This is a genomic window from Longimonas haloalkaliphila, assembly GCF_055379825.1.
In genome coordinates this window covers 547562-570704 of sequence record NZ_AP043948.1, presented here as the reverse complement: position 1 = coordinate 570704, position 23143 = coordinate 547562, and the positions used below count along the sequence as shown (strand labels likewise).

Sequence of the window (23143 nt, the reverse complement as noted above, 5' to 3'; positions counted from 1 at the left end):
CTGACAGCAGCTCTTTGTGCACGTCCTGCGGTTACACGCCCCAGAATACGTAGATGCCCAGCGCGGTGGCTACAGCCAGGATGAGTTGAAGGGGAGCGCCGATCCGAAAGAAATCGCCAAAGGTGTACCCGCCGGGGCCATACACCATCAGGTTGGTCTGATAGCCGATAGGCGTTAGCATAGCCGTGCTGGCAGCAAAGGTAACAGCCAGCACGAAAGAGAATGGATCGGCCCCAATGAGGCGGGCTGCGTCAACAGCTACCGGTATCATCAGCACCACGCTAGCGTTGTTGCTTACGACCTGCGTAACAAGCGCAGTAAAGAGATAGAACACAAAGAGCATCGCGAGGCCTGGAAGCACATTAGCCAGGTCAACCACATAGCTGGCCAGATATGCGGCCCCGCCGGTTTCTTCCATCGCGGTACCAAGCGGAATCATACCGGCCAGCAAAAAGATCACCGGCCAGTCAACCGAGTCGTACACCTCGTTAGGACGCAGGCATCCGGTGGCGACCATAGCCAGCATGCCAAGAAGGGCCGTCACGAGAATGGGGAGCACGCCCGCTCCGGCCAGTCCCACAACTCCGGCTACAATGCCCAGCGCAATGGGCATCTTAGCTGTACGCTGCTTTGGGGGCTCTTCTTCGCGCGTTACGATGAAGCGGCGGTCTCGCCCGAGTTGCTTAAACGCCTGATCGGAAGCCAGCACCAGCAGCGAGTCGCCTCCACGAAGCTTAAACTCTGGCAAGTGGTCGTGCACCACCTCACGCCCGCGTCGGATCGCCAGTACGTTGGCTTCGTAGCGCTCCTCAAAACGAAGCGACCCGATGGTTTCGCCCATCAGATCGGTGTCGGGCAGCATCACGACCTCAACCAAACGACGCGGAGCCTGAGGGTCGTCTTCGTCGCCATCGGCAAGTCCTGCCGTCGTCGGCGCGATGCGCAGATTTTCGCGCTCAAGCAGGCGCAGCAGCGTATTCCGATCGGTCCGAATCATGAGCCGGTCGTCGGGCCGCACCTCCTTCCGAGCCAGCGGCTGCGAGAACTTCTCACCTTCACGAATGAGGTGTACAATGTCGGCATCGAGACTCAGCGCACGCACCACCTCGCGAACCGTCTTTCCTTCAAGCTCAGAGTTTTCGCGAATAGCAACCTCAGTCAGGTACTGATCCATCTCGAAGCCTGCGGCCAGGTCTTCCTCGGGGTCGATTCGTTCAGGAATGAGATGGCGTGCCACGAAGAACAGATATAGGAAGCCGATGACGAGCAGAATCGCCCCCAGGTGCGTAAACTCAAACATTGTAAACGATCGGTTGATCAACCGCCCCGAAATATCGCTCGCCAGCAGGTTGGTCGAGGTCCCGATCACAGTAAGCATCCCGCCGATCATCGAGATGAATGAGATCGGCATCAGGTACTTCGATGGAGAGGTCTTCGTCTTTTTGGCGATGTCGTTTGCCATCGGGATCATCATGGCCACGACCGGGGTGTTGTTAATCATACCGGCTGTGGTGCCAGAGAGCCCCGTAAGCATCGCAAACTGCTTCGAAGAGCTATCCTTGCCCCACTCCACAAACTTATCGCCCAGCCACTGGATAAACCCGGTGCGCCGCACCCCCTCGCTGAGCACAAACATAGCCAGCACCGTGATCGTAGCCGGGTTCGCAAACCCCATCAGTCCATCTTGCGGACTGATCTGCGTCCAGGGCTCCAGCACGATAAGCGCTACGAGCACGCCCATAGCGGTGATGTCAAGCGGCAGCCACTCGGTCACGAACAGCACCAGCGCAGCAGCAATGACCCCGAAAACGACCAGCATATCGATGGTCAGTTCAGAGCCCGTTGCAGCAGCTTGCATCAGCGGCCATGTCAGATCAAAAAGGGGTACCATGAGGGCTACACTGGTGCGGGAATGGAGACAGCAGATGAGCGAGCAGCGAGGGGCTGCAGACACGCAACACGTTTTCGAAATGCATGGCGTAAAAAGAGCGTTCCACCGTTGGCATTCTATTACGATTGCCAGAGACCCCGGTATGGGCTGCTGCACGCTCCGTCAACTTCTCATGTCCATGCGGGTTAGGGCGTACGCGCTAACTTGGATCGCTCTCCCCGTCCGCCGAACTTCTCTTGCATGACTGTCAACGTCGTTCTGCCGCTGCCGCTCGATCAGGTGTTCTCGTACGCCGTGCCGCCTGCGCTGGAGGCCGATGCCCGGCCCGGCTGCCGCGTGCTGGTGCCGTTTCGCGGACGCCGCCTCACGGGCGTCATTACCGGCGAGGGACCCGATCCCGACGACGTGGATTTCCGACTCCGCCCCCTCGACGATGTCCTCGACGAGCGGCCCACCTGTCCGCCCGAACTCCTGCGCCTGACGCGCTGGATCGCCGACTATTACGTGTGTAGCTGGGGCGAGGCGCTAAAGGCCGCGCTGCCCGCCGGGTTCACCGTGCAGACCGAACGGCGGCTGGCTTTGGGGGATGCGGAGGCCGCCGCCTGGCCCGACGATGACGACGCGCAATCCGTGCGGCGCGACCTGGCCGAGCATAACTCGACTACGCTGAGTGCCTTGCGAAAACGGCTGGGCCTATCGGTTTCGCTACAACGCATCCGGGACTGGGCCGATGCCGGATTGCTGGAGCTCACTACCACCTTGAGCGATCCGTCCGTATCCGCCAAAACCGAAACCCATTTGCAACTGGCAGGCCCGTTTCAGTCCTGCAGCGCGGCCCGCGATGCCGCCGAGTCGCTCCGTGGCGACAAGCAGAAAGCCGTGATGCGCACGCTGGCCACCGCCCACGAACAGCGCCGCGCCCCCGTTCGGCAGGCTGACCTTGTGGATGCGCTCGATGCCCCGTACAGCACCATCCACAGTCTCGTCGAAAAGGGACTGGTGGAGCGTACCGAGGAGCGGGTGCATCGCTCGCCCTTAAGCGACCTGCCCCCGCCCGGCGATCCGCCCAACCACACGCTGCATCCAGCTCAGCAAGAGGCACTGAACGCCCTCGAAGCGGAAATAGCCGACGCATCCTACCATACCTTTCTGCTGCACGGCATTACAGGAAGCGGCAAGACGGAGGTCTACATCGCGGCGCTGAAACAGGTGGTCGAGGCTGGACGCAGCGCCATTATTCTGGTGCCCGAAATCGCCCTCACCCCGCAAACCGTGCAGCGCTTTCGGGCGCACGTGGGCGATACGGTGGCGGTGCTGCACTCGCAGATGAGCGCGGGTGAGCGCTTCGACACGTGGCAGGCGCTGCGCGACGGACGCAAGCAGATCGTGATTGGCCCGCGCTCGGCGGTGCTGGCGCCGCTCGACAACCTGGGCCTCATTGTGGTGGATGAGGAGCACGAAGCCTCGTATAAGCAGTTCGATCCGGCCCCCCGCTACCACGCCCGCGATGTGGCCGTGATGCGCGCCCACATGAACGATGCCGTGTGCGTGCTGGGCTCGGCCACGCCCAGCCTGGAGAGCACCATGAACGCCCGGCACGGCAAGTACACCCGCCTGTCGATGCCCGAGCGCGTGCCCACGACCGACGGCACGGTGGCGCAGCTGCCCGAGGTGGAGATCCTCGACCTCACGAAGCAGCGCAAGAAGCATCAGCTAAACGGCCCGCTGTCGGATCCGCTGATTGAGGCGATCCAAGCACGCATCGACCGCGATGAGCAGGTGCTGCTGTTGCAAAATCGGCGGGGCTATGCGCCCGTCATCGAGTGCGCCGACTGCGGCTGGGTGCCGCACTGCACCGACTGCTCCGTATCGCTCACTGAACACAGCCACGGGCGCCAACTGCGCTGCCACTACTGCGGCCACACCCGCCGCACGCCCTCGCACTGTCCGTCGTGCGGCTCTGACGAGTTGCAGCGCATCGGCACCGGCACGCAGCGCGTGGAGGAGATGCTATCCCGCGAAATGCCCCAGGCCACCGTCCTGCGCATGGACCGCGACACCACACGACAGAAGGGCGCGCACCATGCGCTGTTGAGTGCGTTTCGGGAGGAAGGCGACATCTTACTCGGCACACAGATGATCGCGAAGGGCCTTGACTTTGCGCGGGTTACGCTGGTGGGCGTGGTGGATGCGGACGTGGGGATGCTCTTCCCGGACTTCCGTGCCGAAGAGCGCACGTTTCAGCTCCTCACGCAGGTCGCAGGCCGCGCCGGACGCGCTGATCTCGCGGGTACGGTTATGCTGCAAACCCGCAACCCCGACCATGCCGCCCTCCAGTTTGCGCAGACGCACAACTACGACGCCTTCGCTGAGCACGCGTTGGAGGAACGCAAGGCCCTGCGGTATCCGCCGTTTGGCAACGTGGCATCGGTCGAGTTTCGCGCCCCCGAGCAGGAGGATGCAGAGCACCTCGCCACCCAGTGGACGCGTCTTGTAGAGCAGCGCAGCGACCGGATCGACGTTCTGGGTCCCAACCCGGCGTTCATCCAGCGCGTGCAGCGCTACTTCCGGTTCCGCACGATCCTCAAAACCACCGCCGGACCGGGCGTCTTGCAACGCGCCCTGCGCCACGCCCGCAACGCCTACGGCAGTCCACCCGCCAACCACTACGTGTCGATTGACATGGATGCGCTGGATTTGTTGTGATACCAACTCCGCATGCTCCGTTGGGGATGGAGGTATGGAAGCGTGAATGGGCGGACGAAAACAACGCCCCACCTTATTCCCATTTTCAGGCCAAAACGAAAATAAGAGCGGGTCGTAGTCCGATTACCTCGCCTATTTGAGAATGTCGGGCTCTCGGATTCGCTTGCAAGGTTTTACTGCAGGCACGTATACCATCCAGAGCAGCTTCCAGCCTGCGTCTTCCCCCCCTCCACACATCCAAACTTCCACACCTCAATTGTCCCACCCTGTCACTTCATACACGCCAATTTTACGCTGATCGGGCGTGGGGTCAAGTTCAACGTAGATGCGGTTGGAATCGTCGCGTGCGAGAATCGGACCGGGTAACTTTAGTGCTTCTTGCTGACTGGTATCCAGATGTCCAACAATAGCGAAGTGCTCTTGCTCGCGCTTGTCGCGTTGCCGACCGTAGTACGCTGCAGTACGGTTGTGGAAGGACTGAACGACAGCTCCGTTTTCAAATCCGTAGGTGCGATGTACCCGTGATATGCGCGCCATACGTTCATAGAGGTCGTCGCGATCTCCAGCAAGCTCCATTGTGACTTCCTCTTCTGGATGTTTGAATTCCGGGTGCTCTAATCGGATGACGTCGATCTGTTCATACTCCTCAGCCGAGATATCATAGAGTTGGACATCAGGTGTTAGGTCATACCCCACAACAAGCCGATCATCTCCAACGAGATCTGCGGAACGCTCAGTAGACACGTGCGAAAATCCGTGGTACAACTTTGGAAATATGCCAAACGTGTCGATCACGTTGAGTGTGGCGTCCAAGCGGGCCATTGTCGTGTGCTTCGCGGATCGCTCCAGCCCCTGCTCGCGCGAGTCAACCTGTTCAAGCGGATAGATGTACGTGCTATCAACCGGGAAAAGCGGTGTCGAGCCTGCACTCCACGAGCCTTCGGGAAGCCGATCCGTGCGGTAGAAGGTGCCCGCTGTGTCAAATACCGCGTAGCCCCGCCCATAGGACTGATTTACAATCACCGTGTCGCCATTCACAGAAACGGTATGCGGGTTGCGTAATTCGCCGGGGCCTTGGCCGGGAGCTCCAATATACGTTTGAATTGCACCTTCTCGGTTGAGCACCGCAACTCGGTGTCGCTGTATGTCGGCAATGTACACCCGAAACGGGTCGGTTGTCACGAATGCTCCGGTGTAACGACCGATATAATTCTCATCGGTCTCCTGAATTGCGATGGTGTCGACAGGTATCAGCTGCTCACTCGCTGATAGCGTACGGACTTCGGGGTCTGATGAGAAATCTCCCGTGCAAGCCGAAAGCACGATAAAAGTGCAAGCAACTACGACGGACGTCCGAATATTGTACATATTTCAGCCTATCTTGAGGGAAAAGTGCAGCCCTTGCTGAATTGCAAGGGCTGCACATACCGATCAGTACGTAAGGTGAGGAAGAATAGGCTCTGTATCATGTGGAAGTGGATTCCCAGGTGTGACAATTACTTCGCAAAGACAATCGAGGGGCTGACCTTCACAGAGGTTATCCCCAACAGTGTTAGAGCAAGGCTCTGAACTCGTTGAGACTGAAGAGGTAGTGGCCCCGACTTCTGCTGCGCCTACTTCATAAGTGGCAACCCCAACAGCCATGAGCAATGCAAGAGCCAGAAACGCCGAACTCAGAAAGTTCGCCAACCGGCTGGATAACGGTGAATTGTTCATCGGTTCGTGAGGGTTCATTGATAGAGAATACAAAGAATGGGGAAGGGATACGTCGTCGGCACCGAGCAGACAGAAGCGCTGTCCATCCGGCCCCCATGCCGATGGGTGTGGAATCAATGTCTGGAACGAAGTTTTGGACGCAAGGCGTAGGTTAAATCATTCTGGTAAACAAGCGCCTATGACACATCGAGCAACTGGCGACGGTCGCTGTCAGAACGCTGCTCCGAAGGCGATATAACACGCGGCGCCTCATCTTCCGAAATCAGCACGACCGCCGGGGTGCTATCGACCCCGAGGGTATGATTAAACCACTCCGTCGTGTCGATGCGAGTCGGATACGGCGTAGCAAACTCGGAGAGATAGCGCCGGGCAGGCGTTGCACCGCGCTCCTTGAGTACATTGATCGCCTGCACCTGCTCATCCAAAGCCGCCAGCTTATGCCAACTGTTCATCGCAGCCCGATTGGTGTAGCAGTCATGCGGGCGATATACAAAAAAGACCATCTGATCAGCGCGAGGCGACCCCGTATTCCCAGCAAACGAGATAGCGGCAGACGACTTCACGGTTTTGTCTTCCATAATGATTGGAAGTGCTGCCCAAGATATATCGTCAACATGTATGGCGGGTGGTGCATCCCAGGTTGAGCCATCCGCGGAGTACCACCAGGCCAAAGCGGTTAGGGCCAACACCGCACATCCGATGCCGACCTTGTGTAAGGGGCGAAGCATAACGTGATTTGATTGTCGTGCTTTGATGCGCTTTTAACGTAAAAAAAACGAGCGCCATGCAAGCCCGAAATGTTATCAAAATGTGAACGGAGGACTACCGCTCATTCTATCCTACTATCTTCCATCTGTCCATTCTCTGTCTCTCTCGCTCTACATTACGCACCTGGAATCACTACGTGTCGATTGATATGGACGCGCTGGATTTGTTGTGAGGGAAGGAAGCCCCCATCTTTTGCTGAGCTGACATGGAACCGGCAGAGTAGTGCTAATTATTGCCACTACGTAGTGACAATAGTAGTGACAATAGTAGTGACAATATAGGTCACTGTAGCTGTTCCGCCACAGCCTTTCACAGCCAGCACATTGGAATGCATTCGTTTTCAGACACCACACTGCCTGCACTTTCGCTCACGCATGACATAATGCGTTCAGTAGCTCGACTTCACGAGTACCGAGGACGTGAGCAGCTTTATACACAGCAAGCCCGGCAAGCGCTGAAAGCCCTCCGAGGAATCGCTGTGAACCAAAGCCCTGAGTCCTCGAAGTGAAGTCAGTAGGTAGGCTCTTTAGCGGGTGCGTAGCGGGCTTGATCGATACGCCCTTTCTGAATGCCAGCTATTAAAACGCGCCACCGGCACGTGCATCCGCCGCTTCGTGCTCGCGCGACATGTCTTCGAGGGTGCGTCCCATCGTTTCGTTCAGGTACCGCAGCACGAACACAAACGCCACCACGCCAAACGCGGCGTAGATCCCGTACGACACGCCCAACCCTACGCTCGCAAGTAGCATCGGGAAGGTCATCGTGATGGTGAAGTTTGAAAGCCACTGTACCAGTCCGGCCAGCGCCAGGGCCGCCCCCCGGAACTTGTTCGGAAACATCTCGCCCAAGAGCACCCACATCACCGGGCCCCACGAGAACGCAAAGAATGCGATGTAGGCGTTGGCTGCCAGCAGGGCCACCAGCCCCGCGTTGTCGCCAAGCTGTAGCGCATCGGCATCGCCGGTGGCGGCCGTGCCAAACACGAATGCCATCACACCCAGCATCGCCGCCTGCCCCAGCGCACCAATCAGTAGCAGCGGACGCCGCCCCACTTTATCGACTAAAGCAATAGCCACGAACGTAAATAACACGTTTACCGAGCCGCTGATTACGTTCTGCATCAAGGCGCTGCCTTCGTCGAACCCGGCGGCCTGCCAGAGCGTCGCGCCGTAGTAGAAGATGACGTTGATGCCGGTAAACTGCTGCAGGGCAGCCAGCCCGAGCCCGACCCATACAATCGGGTGCACGCGTCCGGTGTGCTCGCTGATGATGTCGGCAAGACGCGGTTTACGGCTCTCCAGAACTGTATCCTTAATATCGGCTACGGTCTGCCGGGCCTTCTCTTTCGCGTTGAGAAGCCGCTGCAGCACCGCCCGAGCTTCCCCTTCGCGTCCGGCCGCTACCAGATAGCGCGGCGACTCGGGGATTGCGAGCAGGCTAAGTAGAAAGATGGATCCGGGAATGATTTCGACCCAGTACATCCACCGCCAGGCCGGGAAGTCCCACCAGAAGAGCGCAGACGCGCTCCCCGCCGATCCTGCGATCAGGTAGTTACTCAGAAATGCGATAAACAGTCCAATCACGATCATCAGCTGCTGCAGCGTCGCCAGGCGCCCGCGAATGTGCGCTGGAGCCACCTCGCTGATGTAGGCGGGCGCCAGCACGCTCGCAGCACCGACCGCTACTCCGCCGATCAGACGAAAGAAGACAAACGTCGAAGAGCCGCCTGCTATTCCAGACCCCCATGCGCTTATAATAAAGACAATCGCGGTGGCGATCATGACGGGGCGGCGGCCATATCGGTCGGCCACCGTGCCCGCGAAGAACGCTCCCACGGCACTACCCAAGAGCATTGACGCCACGTTGAAGCCCGTGCCCACCGCATCCGAGTCGAACGCATCTTGCAGCGCATCGACGGTGCCGTTGATGACGCCGCTGTCGAATCCAAACAGAAACCCGCCCAGCGCCGCTGCCATCGAGATCAAGACGACCAGCAGGGTATTGCCCTGTTCTTGTTCCGGAGCGGGGATGTTTGCCTGCCTGTCTTTCATAACACGGAAAATTGAGGAAGAGGCACGTCGAAAGCGGTGCGTCGAATCCTGGATCGCGGCCCAGAGCGAGAGCGGCATTTCACCTACGCCGATCGCACCTACGCCATGTACGGCACTGTTGCTGCTCGTTCAATACGCTGCACGGTGGGTGCCCCTTTTGCTTGGAAGCACCTACCAGAGCATGGGAGCTTACATGGATGCAGACGGTTCTGGTTGGATCGCCTGCTCTACATGAGGCAGCAGCGCTGCGTTTGACGTGGGTGCTCCGGTGAGCGTTATCTCAGCGTCGAGGTCATCAACCTGGATGGTAAAAGGCCCCGATTCCACAACCGGATGTGCATCCCGACCGATGAAGCTGAAGTCGTCCCAGGTCAGCTGGAAGGTCAGGGTTTCTGAGCTTCCGGGCTCTAGATCAACCTTCGCAAACCGTTTCAGCTTTCGCACCGACGGGGTTACGGATGCGAACTCCTGGCTCATGTAGAGCTGCACGACATCGCTTCCGGCACGATTGCCGATGTTTGTGATTGTCACTTCGACCGCAACTTCTGCTCCTTCATGGAGGGTATCGGTCGACAGAGACGTTTCGCTTACCGTCAGGTCGCTATAGTCAAACGTGGTGTACGAGAGTCCGTGCCCGAACGGGAAGAGCGGCGTAGCGCCTCCTGTCCCGAACTCGGCGTCGAGCTGCTCGCTGTGCTTGTGGTCGTAGAGCGCATATCCGGTGGGTCGGCTTGGATACGTATGGGGAAGGTGGCCCGACGGATTCACATCGCCATAGAGCACGTCGACTACAGCCTGTCCGCCTTCTGTTCCGGGATTGTATGCGGTAACGATGGCATCGGCCGCCTCATGAGCCACCCCCAGCGTACGCGGCCGTCCTTGCAGCAGCACGAGCACAACGGGGGTGCCTGTGGCCGCCACGTCTTGCAGCAAGCGACGCTGCGCTTCCGGGAGCATGAGAGAGTGCTGCAGGTTGCCGGCGGTTTCGGTGTACGCGCCCTCGCCCAGTGCAACGATGGCAACATCGGCTTCGCGCGCTGCATCTACGGCTGCGTCTACGTGGTCTAAGCGGGTTAGCGTACTACCGGGCATATACGTCATCTGTGCCTCGCCCACTCGCTCACGCACGGCTTCCATAACGGTAGGGCGCCCTTCGTGGAAGAGATCTTGTGCGCGGCCGCCCCCCTGCCAGGTATATGTCCACCCGTTGTTGAGCGACTGCATTGAATGGGACGTAGGACCTGTTACAAGCACGCGCTGCTCATCCGAAAGGGGGAGGAGGTCGTCTGCATTCCGGAGAAGCGTAACGGACTCATGCGCGGCCTGGAGGGCAACCTGGCGATCGCGGTTGCTGCCAACCTCGTCGGCCTGCTCGATTCCGGACAGAGGATCGTCAAACAGTCCGAGTTCAAACTTTAACCGGAGTATGCGTCGCACCGAGGCATCGATACGTGCCTCGGTAATCTCACCGTCTTCTACGAGCGATGTCAGGTGCTCGATGAACGATACGTCAGACGGTACCATGCTCATATCAATGCCTGCTTCAATGGCCATCTTCGTAGCCTCTCGTTCGTCTGCTGCAACATGGTGAAGCGACACCAGCTTCTTGATGTCGAGCCAATCGGTAAGCACCAGTCCGTCAAATCCGAGCTCGCCGCGCAGCACATCCGTAAGCAGGTAGCGGCTTGCGTGTACGGGCACCCCGTTCACCTCCCCCGAGTTGACCATCACTGAGGCGGCACCGGCGTCTATTGCGGCCTGGAACGGCGGAAGGTGTTGCTCACGTAGCTCAATCTCAGAGATCGTAGCCGGGGTACGGTCGCGCCCGCTATCCGACACGGAATAGCCAATGAAGTGCTTCAAGGTTGAAGCAACCTGTCTTTCACCGGACATGTCATCTCCCTGCTGGGCTTTGTTTACAGCGAGCCCCATGGCTGTGGTCAGATGGGCATCTTCGCCGAAGGTCTCATAGAGGCGGGGCCAGCGCAGATCGCGTCCCGCATCTAACACCGGTGCAAAGTTCCACGGAATGCCACTCGCCCGCACGTCACGCGCGGTGATGGCCCCAACCTCTTCAACCAGGTGGACATTCCAGGTGGCAGCCAGTCCCTGTGCCTGTGGAAAGAGAATTGCTTCTTGGGTGTAGTTTGCGCCATGCATCGCATCAATGCCATAGAGCACCGGGATGCCCAGGCGCGTCTGGCGGGCCTCTTCCTGCACGGCTCCGATAATCTCGTGCCAGTGGTCGAGAGAGAACGCAGTATCAACTACGTTGAGCAACGAGCCTACATGATAATCACGCACCACGCGCTGCAGCTCTTCATGGTTGATGGGCTGCGGAAAAGCATCATCATCCGTTACCATGCCCAGCTCAAACTGCGTCATCTGCCCGACTTTTTCCTCCAGGGTCATCAGGTCTAAGAGCGAATCAACGCGCGCCTCAATGTTGGAGGCCTGGCGCTCTGAGCCCTGCGCCACCGCCTGATCGATAAACACCTGACTGGACATGGACTGTGGCGATACAAGGCGCGGCCCGATATCGAGCAGCGAGACGGAACGGTCCAGCGGCATGAGGGCTCCTTCCGCAGAAGCAAGCTCTCCGGTTTGGCTCAGTTCGTTTGACGACATAGACGGTGAGTCGGCCTGCGTTTCATCGGAAGGCGATGTAGAATCGGCACTCGGCTGTGTTTGTGTACACCCAGCAACCGTAATAAAACCAAACGCGAGCACAAGTAGTAGCGTGCTCACGAACGCCCCGGAAAACATGCCAGAAGTAGTGACGCGATACATAGGCATAGCTCTAAAAGTGATGTAGACTGGAGTGATGAGGCCACACAAGGGCCTCATCATCCGGTTGGTTAGAGAGATTCTTATCGAGATTCTTAGTTTATCGGCCGATAGAAACGTACCCACTCGTATTCGGAGCGGACGGGGAAGTCGCTGTCGTCAATCTCTCCGGCAAAGCTTGGCGAATCCGATACCCACAGATTCATCATGATCTGCATTTCGAGATCTGGGATGTCACTCGGGTTGGCTCCCGACACCGTGGCCTGTTTTACAAGCTGTCCATCACGGTACCACTTAATTTCGCCCGGCAGCCACTCAAATGCGTAGTTGTGGAACTCTTGCGAGGCGTCGTAACTGAGCCCTATGCTTTCTGGGAACGGCGGCACTTCAAACGCATCGTTGTTTGGCTCACCCACAGGCCCCTCGTTATAGAAGATATTCGTTAGCATCGAGCGGTTGTTTTTACCGAGGATCTCGATGTCGATCTCTTGCCAGGGGTTAAACCGGAAGGCAAAGAAGGAGGAGACCGTACCGCTGGGGCCGGCTGACTTCATGCGCACCTCGTAGCAGCCGTAGCTGTAGAATCCGTCTTCATTATCGGTACGCAGCTCAGCGCCTGTATACGGACGCCCCTGGAAGTTCTCTTTTTTCAGGTTGAGTATCATCCTTCCGCCTTCGTACGTGATGTTTTCGGGGCGGAAGTAGGCGAGATTGCCGTTGAACGTCGCGTCGCCGCGATCCCAGAATTCGTCGTTGGGGGCGTTGAAATCATCCTCAAAGAAGAGCTCATACTCGCTTGTGCTGCAGGCGCTCTGTGCTGTTTCATCGCCTGTGCCGAGATCTTCGCTGGAGTAGATGATGTCGTCGATCGTGATCGTGAACGTCTCATCGGGGATGTTGCCGATAGCAAAGACCAGATTGGCAATACGCGAGGACAGCTCGCCATCACCACCTGGATTGACGCTGTTGTCGTCCTGGAAGGCACTCAATGGCACGCTGATACGTGTGTAGCCCGACACCTCAGGATCTACGAAGAAGTCGTAGCGAAACTCATCATCTACCGGGCCCTCCCCGTCGAAACTGCCGCTCCCGCTCTGGTCTTCCTGAAGATTGATCTCCAGCTCAAACGGCTGTGTGGCATCCGACTTCACAAACATGGTAAAGTACGGGTCTTCGCCCAGATCGCTGACGTCAATGCCGTCTCCAGTCTTGCCGAATCCAGCAAATCCGCCGCCGCTTCCTCCGTCAATCGTAGCCGCCAGCGCTGTAGATCCGCTGCTTTCTGGAGGCGTATCGCTGCTTTCGGCCAGCGAAATGCCCGCACCCGCGCCTTCAAAGGTGAAGTAATCTGCAATGCCATCTTCAAAGTTATCAAAGAGGATGCGACCGTCTCCGTTTTCATCGCCCCGGAAATCGCTGGATTCATCGTCTTCCGTGCCGTCTGTTACCGTAACGGTCTGAGTAGACGTACCGGTAGCGCCCTCGTCGTCGGTGACGGTGAGCACCACGCTGTACTCTCCGGCATCTGTGTACGTGTGGGTGGGTGTTTCACCTGCCCCCGTAGCACCATCTCCAAAGTCCCAGTCGCGAGCGATGATCATCCCGTCGTCGGTCGACTCATCGGTGAAAGTGACAGCCTCGCCGACTGTTGGACTGTTGGGCTCAAACGTAAAGCGGGCTGTAGGAGGCGTATTTCCGCCATCTTCTTCCCCGGGAATATCGGCTCTTCGGGCGACGCGATCTACAAAGACAGTCCCCGTAAACGTATCGGAGCGTCCAAGAGCCTGCAACGAGCCATCGTCGTTCACCAGAAGAACCAGTTCAGCAATGTTCGACGGATCGACGGGCTGCCCGTCAAACTGTGCAAAGTTGTCGCGGAAGTCGAAGTAATACTCGCGGTACTCATCGTCGGCGGGCACCTCTTTGATGAGCGGAGCCACGCTGGCGTTGGCATCGGGAGCGTCGCCCTGTTGGTTCAACGCAGCGCGCACGATAGCTGGCCCGGCGCTTTCGTCAGAGACTTTCATGCGTGCCACCAGAACCGGCGTCTCGCTGAAGTCGACGACGCCATCAAACAGATGCGCGACTCCCGGAAACTGTCCGGGTCCGCCGGTATCCGAGCCGGTTAGCACGAGTTGTCCATTTACAGCTTCGGCGCCAATGCCGTTGAACCCAAAGAAATCAGTTACAACGCCGTCGCCCGCATAGTTGGTGATGAGTTCATCGTCGAATCCGACAGCTCCAAACAGTTGGATCGTGACTGCCTGACTCCCCGACCGAAACACAACGCGTTCAGTAAAGCTGCTTATGTCTTCGGGGGGCGTGAACGTGACGTTGAACGTGCTGCTTCCGTTTGAGGGGCTTCCTGTTTCGTCAGCAACCTCAATCGAAAACGGCCCAGACACTTCGTCTGGACTTGGGTGCTCGTCCAGCGAGTTATAGCTGAGAGTGAGCTGCTGGGTTGTGTCGGGGGCTCCGGGAGCAACTTCAAAGCTGAGGCGCGAGGTGTTGGGTGCGATGAAATTATCGCCGTCGTCGCTCATCCCCCCCTGGTCACATCCGACAAGCAGGCCTCCTGCAAAAAGGGATAGCGCACTTATCAGTAGAATGGATAGCGCAGTTCGGTACGATAGCGGATGCAAGGGTGCAGTGGTCTTCATGTCAACGAAGCAGTCGGGAGAAAGAAGTTGAACGTGTGCTGCAGAGCAGGGGCTGCCGGGTTAGTAGCCGGGGTTTTGCGTGAGGACACCACCGCTGAGATCAATCTCACGCTGTGGGATGGGCATGCGCTCGTGTACGCCTTCGATAAATCCGTCATCGCCGAGCACTTCGGGGGCACGGCCCTGGCGCACCAGGTCAAAGAAGCGCAGGTCTTCCATTGCCAGCTCCAGACGGCGCTCGCGGTAGATTGCCTCACGAAGTGCGTCCTGATCTGTGGTTGTAATGTCTGGAAGGACGCCCGAGGGGGTGTCGGCGTTGTTGCGTGCTCGCTCCCGTACCCGGTTGAGTGATTCGAGCGCAGCAGCTGTATTGCCGTTCTCGTTTGCGGCTTCGGCATGCCACAGCAGCACGTTGGCAAGGCGGAGGTAGCGCACATTGCTCGGACCGGCAAAGATGCCTTGTCCGTTGTTCTGCGGGTACTCAACCTGCGGAATCCAGATTTTTCTGTTGTGATAGCCCGACCGGCTGCTTCCGCCTTCTACAACAGTACCATCTGGCATAACTTCTCCATCGAAGATAACGGTAGCGGCAAGACGGGGATCGTTGCTATCAAAGGCATCGACGAGGTCCTGAGTCGGGTTTTTGAACCCGAAGCCCCATGTGGAGCGGCTGGCCTGGTATACGTTGCCGTAGTACCCCTCGAGTTGATTCGGAAGCGTGGCGTAGTTGATCTCGAAGATTGAACCCGGACCGTGCTCGCCACTCGTGCGGAAAATGCCTTCAAAGTCGTTTGCCAGTGCATACTCGCCAGAGTTGATGACGTCTCGTGCAAGCGACTCGGCAACTCCCCATTTCTTCTGGAAGATATACGCTTTTACCAGCAGCGACTGGGCTGCTCCACGCGTTACACGCCCGTACTCTGAGCGGGGGCGTTCGCTCTTCGTGGGAAGCACGTCAATCCCTGCTTGCAGGTCGGACTCAATCTGGGCCCATACTTCAGGCTCTGACGAACGCGGCTGATCGGCATCACCGATTGTCACTTCGCCGTCAAGGAGCACAATGCCCGGCCCGTTGTTCGTGGCCGGATCCATTCCAAATGCTTGAAGCAGGTAGAAGTAAGAGTACGCGCGGATAAATCGCGTTTCAGCCAAGATGGCGGCTTTCTCGTCTTCGTCCATCTCGATATCAGGAACGTTGTTCAGGATTCGGTTCGACCGCGTCACCGCTTCGTACAGACTGCTCCACATCTTGACGACGTACAGATTGCTGGGGTTGACGATGAAGGTCTGCACATCATTTATGTCGGGCTGGTCGTTCTGGCTCTCGCCTCCTTTGAATGCATTGTCAGACGCTATCTCGCCGAACACCATGTCGTAGCCTGCCAGGAACTCAGGCGCCCCCTGATACGTGGCGCGCTTCTGCTGCTGGATGGCGTCGTATGCTCCGGCTAACGCCCGATTGGCATCATCGGCTGTCTCGAAGAAGTTTGCTGAGGTCTGGGTGCCCTGCGGGTCGATATCCAGCATGCTGTCGCATCCCCCAGTGGCTATCATAAGCACCGCCGTAAGCATAGCGATGGCGCAGCCTGTTACGAGAGACCGAACGGATGTAGAGGGCATCAAAGTCGTAGATAAAGTCATGGGCACGAAGCGAAGTCATGAAAATGTGTAAACGGCTCAGTCGCAGCGCCGGGGCCGCGTAGCGCATCCTGCTAAGAGCTTGTTTGGGGTGTGGCTTGCAGGCAAGAGCGAGCGCCGCTGAGGCGAAAATTAGACCACGATGGAGGTTCGTAGCTGGGGCTACGGGGCGACATCGGGGACGACTTGCAGCCCAGCGGAGCCGCTCGGAGCCCAAGTTACGGGATCAAATCAGGCTCTAAAACTGGAAGTCAATGCCGACGGTGTAGGTGCGCGCCTGCGGAAACACGCCGCGGTCGATTCCGCGGTCGAGCACGCCATTCCGCTCTCCGATTTCAGGATCGAGTCCATCGTATCCTGTCAGCGTGAGCAGATTCTGACCGCCAACAAAGATGCGTGCCTGGCGCACCGATGAGGCAAAGCCCATCGACTCGAAGAAGCGGTCGGGCACGGTATAGCCAAGCGTCAGGTTCTTGAGCCTCAGGTAGGATCCGTCGCGGATGTAGCGGTCGGAGATGCGCGTATTCTGGTTCGGGTCGTCGACGGTCAGGCGCGGCATGTCGTTGCTCGTGCCTGGTCCGGTCCACCGGTTTAGCGCTTCCTTTTCGAGGTTGAAAATGCCGGATCCGAGCGTGTAGAACTGGTAGGCCTGGAAGAGCTCTACGCCTGCTACGCCCTGCAGCAAGACACTCATGTCTATACCGCGATACGAAACCCGCCCCGTGAACCCGTACGTGAAGTCAGGAAACGGATTGCCAAGGAACGTACGGTCGCGATCGTCGATGACCCCGTCGCCATTGAGATCGGCAAACCGGATGTCGCCCGGCGCAGTGCCATTCGACTGAAACGCGTGCTCGTCTACTTCTTCCTGCGTCTGGAAAATGCCGTCGGTCACGTATCCATAGTAGGACCCGATGGGCTGCCCGACTACGGTACGCGTTACGGGTCCCTGCCGGTACCCTCCACCGGTGATCGCGTCGCTGGCGCCCAGGCTCTTCACTTCGTTCGACACGGTGGCAAAGTTGCCCTGCAGCTGGTAGGTAAGGTCGCCTCCGAGCGCGTCGTCGCTCCACCCAAGCGCAAAGTCGAACCCGCGATTTTGAATGTCGCCGGCGTTCTGTGCCTGCCCAAAACGCTGGGCCCCACTCGTTGACAGCTGTGGTACACCGATCAGAAGGTCGGCGGTGTTCTTGATATAGTAGTCGGCCGTGATATCGAGCCGCCCGTCAAAAAGCGCAGCATCTACGCCGATGTTGGTCTGACGCGACTCTTCCCACTTCAAGTCCGGGTTACCGGCTCCGGCCACCGTAGCCCCGGGGAAGACCTCGCCGTCAGGACCCAGGTTGTAATTGCGGAATCCCTCAATTCCACTCAAGAAGAGGAAGTTACCGATTCCGTCGTTGCCGTTTATACCGTATCCGCCACGCAGCTTGATCTCTTCGACCATATCTACGTCGGCCATGAACGCTTCCTCGGAAATCCGCCAGGCGACAGAGAAGGAGGGGAAGAACCCAAACCGGTTGTTCGCTCCAAAGCGCGACGAGCCGTCGTACCGCGCCACAAGTGTAGCGAGATAGCGGCTTTCAAATCCGTAATTGACACGACCGAAATACGATACGATGCGTGAGCGGTCGAGCGAGCCGGTAACTCCCTGGCTTTCGGTGCCCTGCTGCAGGTACCGAAGCGATGGATCGTCGTTGGGCAGTCCCGTTCGGTTTGCATCAATAAACTCGTAAGCATTCCACTCCGCCGACGTGCCACCGAGTACCGTCAGGCTGTGCTGGTCAAACGTCCGGTCGTAGGTAGCCGTGTTGCTCCAGATGATTGCGGAGCGGCGGTCAGTATACCGGGATACGCTGTTGATCGCATTCGTAAACTCTGGGCTCACCTCGTAGGTGGGGGTAAACCCGTACCCGTCTCCGTGGCGCAGGTCGAGCCCAATATCCGTTTTGACGCTCAGCCCGTCGATCGGACTCAGCGTGGCGAAGGCGTTTCCTGCAATGCGGGTCGCTTTATCTTGCTGGTTGTTGAAGTCGAGGACAGCAACCGGATTGAATGCGTTGTTTCCGAACCGGCTAAACGTGTAGTTACCGGTCGTATTAAGAGACGGATCGCGCACGGGCTCTGTGGGCGCGAACTGCAGCGTCTGGATCATGAAGTTGCGCACGTCATCCCCCTCCGGGACGCTGCTACGTGAGCTGCGTCCGATTGAAAGGTTCTCGCCAACCGTGAGGATGCCCGAGTTGGTGGTATATTCGGTGTTGATGCGAAAGTTGATGCGCCGGTTATCAGACGTTTTCACGATTCCGGCTTCATCGGTGAAGTCTCCACTCACGCGAAACCGGAACCCTTCTCCACCACCCGATACGCCGAGGCTGTACTTTTGGAAGGTGCCTGTTTGGAAGATCTGGTCTTGCCAGTCGGTCGACTGTCCCCGGAACGACGCCGGGTTGTCATACACAGGCGCCTGCCCAGCATTGATCGCCGCTTCGTTGCGGAGCGTGGCGTACTCTGCTGCGCCCAGCATGTCGATCTGGCGCGGAGCCTCTGATGCGCCGTACTGTGCATTGAAGTTGACACGCGTTTCGCCTCCGGCGTCTCCCTGCTTGGTTGTGATGAGGATCACCCCGTTGCTCCCTTGCGTGCCGTAGATGGCTGCCCCAGCAGCATCTTTAATCACATCAATCGATGCAATATCACTGGGGTTGAGGTAGTTAGGACGGTCGGGCAACGGAAGTCCATCTACAACGTAAAGCGGCTCGTTGTCACCCGGCGAGGCAACCCCGCGTATCCGTACGCTAAATCCTTCTCCTGGACTCCCAGAGTTCTGCGTGACAACAAGGCCCGGAATCGTGCCCTGAAGCGCTTCGACAGGATCTGATATGCTGCGGTCCGCCAGATCCTGTTCAGAAATTGAGGACACCGCCGAGGTGAGGTCCTGGCGCCGCTGTTCCCCGTATCCAATAACCACAATTTCGTCGAGGAGGCCGTCTGCCTGTAGTTCAAAGTCGACCGTTTTCGTTTCACCGGCTTCTACAGTAACGTTTTCTTCTACCAATGCCCGATACCCGACAAACGTCGCCCGAAGCGTGTACGTCCCGGACTCCACGTTCTGAATTGTGTAACGGCCGTCGGCGTCAGCACTCGTTCCCATGGATGTTCCCTGTACGACAACGTTTGCTCCCGGGAGCGGAGCTCCTGTACGAGCTTCTACAACCGTGCCTGTAAGGGTGCCGGTCTGGGCATACGAACTGGGTGCACCAACGATAAGCCCGGTGGTCAGAAGGATAGCGGTAAGCAGAAATAGCCTCTTCCAGGTCATAACATTACGGAGACTCATGCGAAAAAAGTGATCAACGGAAGCCGAATCGACGAGAGCAAAGCGCTTCCAAACATCCGGGACGCAGAGACAGCTTGCATGTAAGACTGATTACAGATAGCAGATGTCAGCGGAGCCCCGCGTGACTGAAACCGGTTTCATAAGCAAGCAAAAAATATGTTGAAACCGGTTTCATGTCTGTTTCTAATGATAATGTTGCCGAACGGAGAATTGCAAGTCCACCCCCTTGTTTTTTTGAAATACGGCCTTTAGAGGCTCTATACATCGATCTGGGTGGCATGGTGTGCACTGGAAGGGGGCACGTATTGGGATCAGGATGATAGCCCCTTTACGTGCTTGCCCGTATCACCAATTCGGAGGGGATCACGTACCGCTTCGCCTCTGACGCTCCCTCGGTGTGGACAAGATCGATGAGTCGCTCGGCCGCTTTCTGTCCCAGGCTGTACACGGGCACACGAATGGTTGTAAGCGCAGGGGTGTTGTACTTTGCGCTCGGGATATCATCAAATCCAGCAATGGCTACATCGTGGGGGATGCGAACGCCGGCTTTCTGAAGTGCTGCCATAGCGCCGATTGCCATGTAGTCATTGCACGAAAAGAAGGCATCAGGGAGCGCATCAAGATTAAGGATCTCCTGTCCCGCCTCGTATCCACTCGCCTGCGTAAAGTCACCTTCGATAATCGGCTGCGCATCTGGGTCGAGCCCCGCTTCGGACAGTGCGGCCTGGTATCCTTTCGTCCGCTCGCGCACGTCGTGACTGTCTGGAGGGCCCAGAATGATCCCAATTTTTTTGTATCCTTGCTTTACCAGATGTTTGGTGGCCGTGTAAGCTCCTTTGCAATTCTCGATTTCGAATGTGTTGTACGTTGAGCCATCAAGCGCACTGTTCATAAATACTACGGGAACGTCAATAGCAATGTCATCAAGGAGTTCTTTCTGCGCAGCCACATGCGTAGTCATGATGAGCAGTCCGTCTACGCGCCCACGTAGTGCATCGAGGGCCGCTTCGCTTTCGGATAAGCTGTAGTGGGAGCTGGAGATAAGAAGGTGATGATTAGCTGCTTGCGCCACCTCATCAATCCCGCGAATAATCTCGGAGAAGAACTCGCCGTGCGGAGCTGGAACGATGACCCCCACCACGCGGGTGCGTCCATGGCTCAGACTCTGTGCTGTAGCATTGGGACGGTAGCCCATGTTCTTTGCCACAGCCCGGACGCGCTCCTGCGTTTTGTCATTCACCAGGTTGCTGTGGTTGAACACACGCGAGACAGTTGTAGCTGAAACCCCAGCCACTTTTGCAACATCGCGAATGGTTACTCCCATTGGTGAATAGACTCAATCAAAATATTACGAGCGTACCACAGATGGCACGCACCCTTTTAACACTCTATGATCACAAACCGGTTTCAAACATCAACATATGGCTATTGAAGATCGGACCGGGTAGCAGCGCGAGCCTCTACCTTACGGTTTCATGATCGCCATTCAACCTACCGGCGGCTCCAATATTGAAGAATGATAGACTTGCCGCCCTTCCGCACGTCCGCTCTTTTACACCTATCTCCCCTTCCTCCCTTAACGCAATTTTACCCCGTGGCGCGGTCTGCCACCCACCCAGACGGGAACACATCGCATCCACAAATAATATAGAAGGACACCTTTGCGCGGGGACACCCCGCAACGGATTGGGCAAGTCCCACACGGCCAGCTCCCTCTGAACTCCGTCAGGGCCGGAAGGCAGCAGCGGTAGGAGGTCGCAGCGGCGCGATGTGGGTCGCTTGCCCATTTTTTGTTTACTCCCTTCTTTCTCTGCTTCTCCTGTCGCTGAAGCAACTCCCGACACGCGCTCTACTCCTTGCGTTCATCGGGCTTTTTCGCAGGGCTTTCTGCGAACCCGTTCCAAACATTGCTCGTTTAGACGACGGTTATGTATTTTCTCATGCTGCGTTTTTCCCATGCCGACTCTTTTTGGATTCGCCCCGTTCCTGCTCGCTGCCGATGCTGAAAGCGGCGGCGGTATTTTTGGACTGCTCCTTCCATTCCTTCTCATCTTTGCGGTCTTCTACTTCTTTATCTACCGGCCGCAGAAGAAACGCGAGGAGCAGCACGAAGACATGGTTAGCCAGCTCTCAAAGGGCGATCAGATCGTGACGATTGGCGGGATTCATGGCACCGTGCGCAGCATTGACGACGACAGCGTGCTTGCACAGGTCGACAGCAACGGCGTGAAGCTCCGCATTGACAAGTCAGCAATCGCGCAGGTGGAAGGTGAAGACGTAAAGTAACAGGCTGCGCACGAACAGCGCAGCGCTCGCTTTCGTTGTTACCCCCCCGTTTTACTAACCCGCACGCATGCGCTCATGGCATCGTCCAACTCCACGCCCGACGCTTCCGAGTTCAGTAACATCGAAACCGCTCTTGCCGCCCTACAGCGTGGCGAACTCATTATCGTCGTAGACGACGAGGATCGCGAAAACGAGGGCGACTTTATCGGAGTGGCCAGCGAGATCACCCCCGAACAGATCAACTTTATGGCCACGCGCGGACGTGGCCTCATCTGTACGGCCATCACGCCCGAACGGGCCCACGACCTGGATCTTAACCTGATGGTGGAGTCGAACTCGGAGATCCATCACACGTCGTTCACCGTATCGGTCGACTACAAGGAAGGAACCACAACAGGCATCTCAGCCAGCGACCGGGCCATCACCATTCAGGCCCTTGCCGACGATAGCGAAAGCCCCAGTGCCTTTGCGCGTCCTGGGCATGTCTTTCCGCTCATTGCGCGCACCGGAGGCGTCCTTCGACGCGCCGGGCATACCGAGGCGGCTGTTGACCTGGCCCGTCTGGCCGGGTATCCGCCAGCCGGAGCGCTCGTTGAGATCATGAATGAAGACGGCACCATGGCCCGCGTGCCCCAGCTGCTGCCGCTGGCCAAAGAGCTCGACATGCCAATTATCACTATCCAAGATCTAATCGCCTACCGGATGCAGCATGAGCGGCTGGTGGAGCGCATCGGCGAGTACCCCATTGAAACGGCCTTTGGCTCGTTTCGCATCCTTCCGTTCCGCGACCAGCTCACCGACGAGGTGCACCTGGCGCTTGCCAAAGGGCAATGGCGTGAAGACGAACCCATCCTCGTGCGAGCGCACTCGCAGAACGTGCTAGGCGATGTGTTTGCCGCCCGCCGGGATCCCCATAGCGAGCAGCTGGCCGCCTCTCTCATGATGGTTGAAGACGAGGGCCGGGGCGTGGTGCTGTACATGCGCCAATCTGCCCAGTCCTCTACGCTGCTCCAGCGCCTGCAAGCGCTTTCCTCACCCGATGCGAGTATTAAGGGCACGATGGATCCGCGCGACTATGGCATTGGATGCCAGATTCTTCGCAACCTCGGCGTGCGCAAGCTCCGCCTCATCACCAACAACCCCAAAAAGCGGGTCGGGCTGGCCGGATACGGACTCGAAATGGTTGAGACCGTCCCTGTTGAAGTGCCCGAAACAGCCTCGCAAACGCTTCTTGATGCCTCTGAAGCAGAACGCATTGTGCAGGCCCTCCGTCTCCCCCTCTCATAACCACCCCGATACC

Annotated in this window: 12 protein-coding genes and 1 other RNA gene; 4 read left to right on the top strand and 9 right to left on the bottom strand. The window is 57.9% G+C overall.

Annotation, left to right across the window (positions count from 1 at the left end; genetic code table 11):
* Nucleotides 1-31: 31 nt before the first annotated feature.
* A complete protein-coding gene (locus ACZ48V_RS02225) occupies nt 32-1858 on the bottom strand; it encodes an SLC13 family permease (RefSeq protein ID WP_464541184.1) in 1827 nt (608 codons plus the stop codon).
* Nucleotides 1859-2131: 273 nt separating this feature from the next.
* On the opposite strand from ACZ48V_RS02225, the gene priA reads away from it, so the two are divergent.
* Entirely contained in the window at nt 2132-4597 is a 2466-nt protein-coding gene (gene priA / locus ACZ48V_RS02220) for a replication restart helicase PriA (protein WP_464541182.1), read from the top strand.
* A 252-nt stretch (nt 4598-4849) separates the two neighbouring features.
* Here the strand turns inward: priA and ACZ48V_RS02215 are convergent, their stop codons facing one another.
* The 8 genes from ACZ48V_RS02215 to ACZ48V_RS02180 all read right to left on the bottom strand — a co-directional run bounded on the left by ACZ48V_RS02215 (nt 4850) and on the right by ACZ48V_RS02180 (nt 20881).
* Nucleotides 4850-5965: a 6-bladed beta-propeller gene (locus tag ACZ48V_RS02215; protein WP_464541180.1), complete on the bottom strand. Its 1116-nt coding sequence runs from the start codon at nt 5963-5965 to the stop codon at nt 4850-4852.
* 524 nt (nt 5966-6489) lie between these two features.
* A complete protein-coding gene (locus tag ACZ48V_RS02210; protein WP_464541178.1) occupies nt 6490-6891 on the bottom strand; it encodes a hypothetical protein in 402 nt (133 codons plus the stop codon).
* A gap of 768 nt (nt 6892-7659) precedes the next feature.
* On the bottom strand, nt 7660-9132 hold the full coding sequence (locus tag ACZ48V_RS02205; protein ID WP_464543083.1) for a sugar porter family MFS transporter: 1473 nt from the start codon (nt 9130-9132) through the stop codon (nt 7660-7662).
* Between the two features lie 189 nt (nt 9133-9321).
* Nucleotides 9322-11922: a glycoside hydrolase family 3 N-terminal domain-containing protein gene (locus ACZ48V_RS02200; protein WP_464541176.1), complete on the bottom strand. Its 2601-nt coding sequence runs from the start codon at nt 11920-11922 to the stop codon at nt 9322-9324.
* Between the two features lie 92 nt (nt 11923-12014).
* Nucleotides 12015-14579: a family 16 glycosylhydrolase gene (locus ACZ48V_RS02195; RefSeq protein ID WP_464541174.1), complete on the bottom strand. Its 2565-nt coding sequence runs from the start codon at nt 14577-14579 to the stop codon at nt 12015-12017.
* Nucleotides 14580-14639: 60 nt separating this feature from the next.
* Entirely contained in the window at nt 14640-16199 is a 1560-nt protein-coding gene (locus tag ACZ48V_RS02190) for a RagB/SusD family nutrient uptake outer membrane protein (protein ID WP_464541172.1), read from the bottom strand.
* Nucleotides 16200-16455: 256 nt separating this feature from the next.
* Nucleotides 16456-19557 carry a SusC/RagA family TonB-linked outer membrane protein gene (locus ACZ48V_RS02185; RefSeq protein WP_464541170.1) on the bottom strand — a complete coding sequence of 1034 codons (3102 nt, stop codon included), beginning with the start codon at nt 19555-19557 and terminating at the stop codon, nt 16456-16458.
* Nucleotides 19558-19885: 328 nt separating this feature from the next.
* The gene (locus ACZ48V_RS02180) at nt 19886-20881 is read right to left on the bottom strand and encodes a LacI family DNA-binding transcriptional regulator (protein ID WP_464541168.1); all 996 of its coding nucleotides are present in this window, start codon (nt 20879-20881) and stop codon (nt 19886-19888) included.
* A 364-nt stretch (nt 20882-21245) separates the two neighbouring features.
* Here ACZ48V_RS02180 and ffs point away from each other — a divergent pair.
* From ffs to ribB, 3 genes are all read left to right on the top strand, one after another.
* An RNA gene (ffs, locus tag ACZ48V_RS02175) (signal recognition particle sRNA small type) lies at nt 21246-21345 on the top strand.
* A gap of 168 nt (nt 21346-21513) precedes the next feature.
* A complete protein-coding gene (yajC, locus tag ACZ48V_RS02170; RefSeq protein WP_464541166.1) occupies nt 21514-21843 on the top strand; it encodes a preprotein translocase subunit YajC in 330 nt (109 codons plus the stop codon).
* Between the two features lie 75 nt (nt 21844-21918).
* Nucleotides 21919-23130 (top strand): 3,4-dihydroxy-2-butanone-4-phosphate synthase, encoded by a 1212-nt coding sequence (gene ribB, locus ACZ48V_RS02165; protein WP_464541164.1) that lies wholly within the window; start codon nt 21919-21921, stop codon nt 23128-23130.
* The last annotated feature ends 13 nt before the right edge of the window (nt 23131-23143 follow it).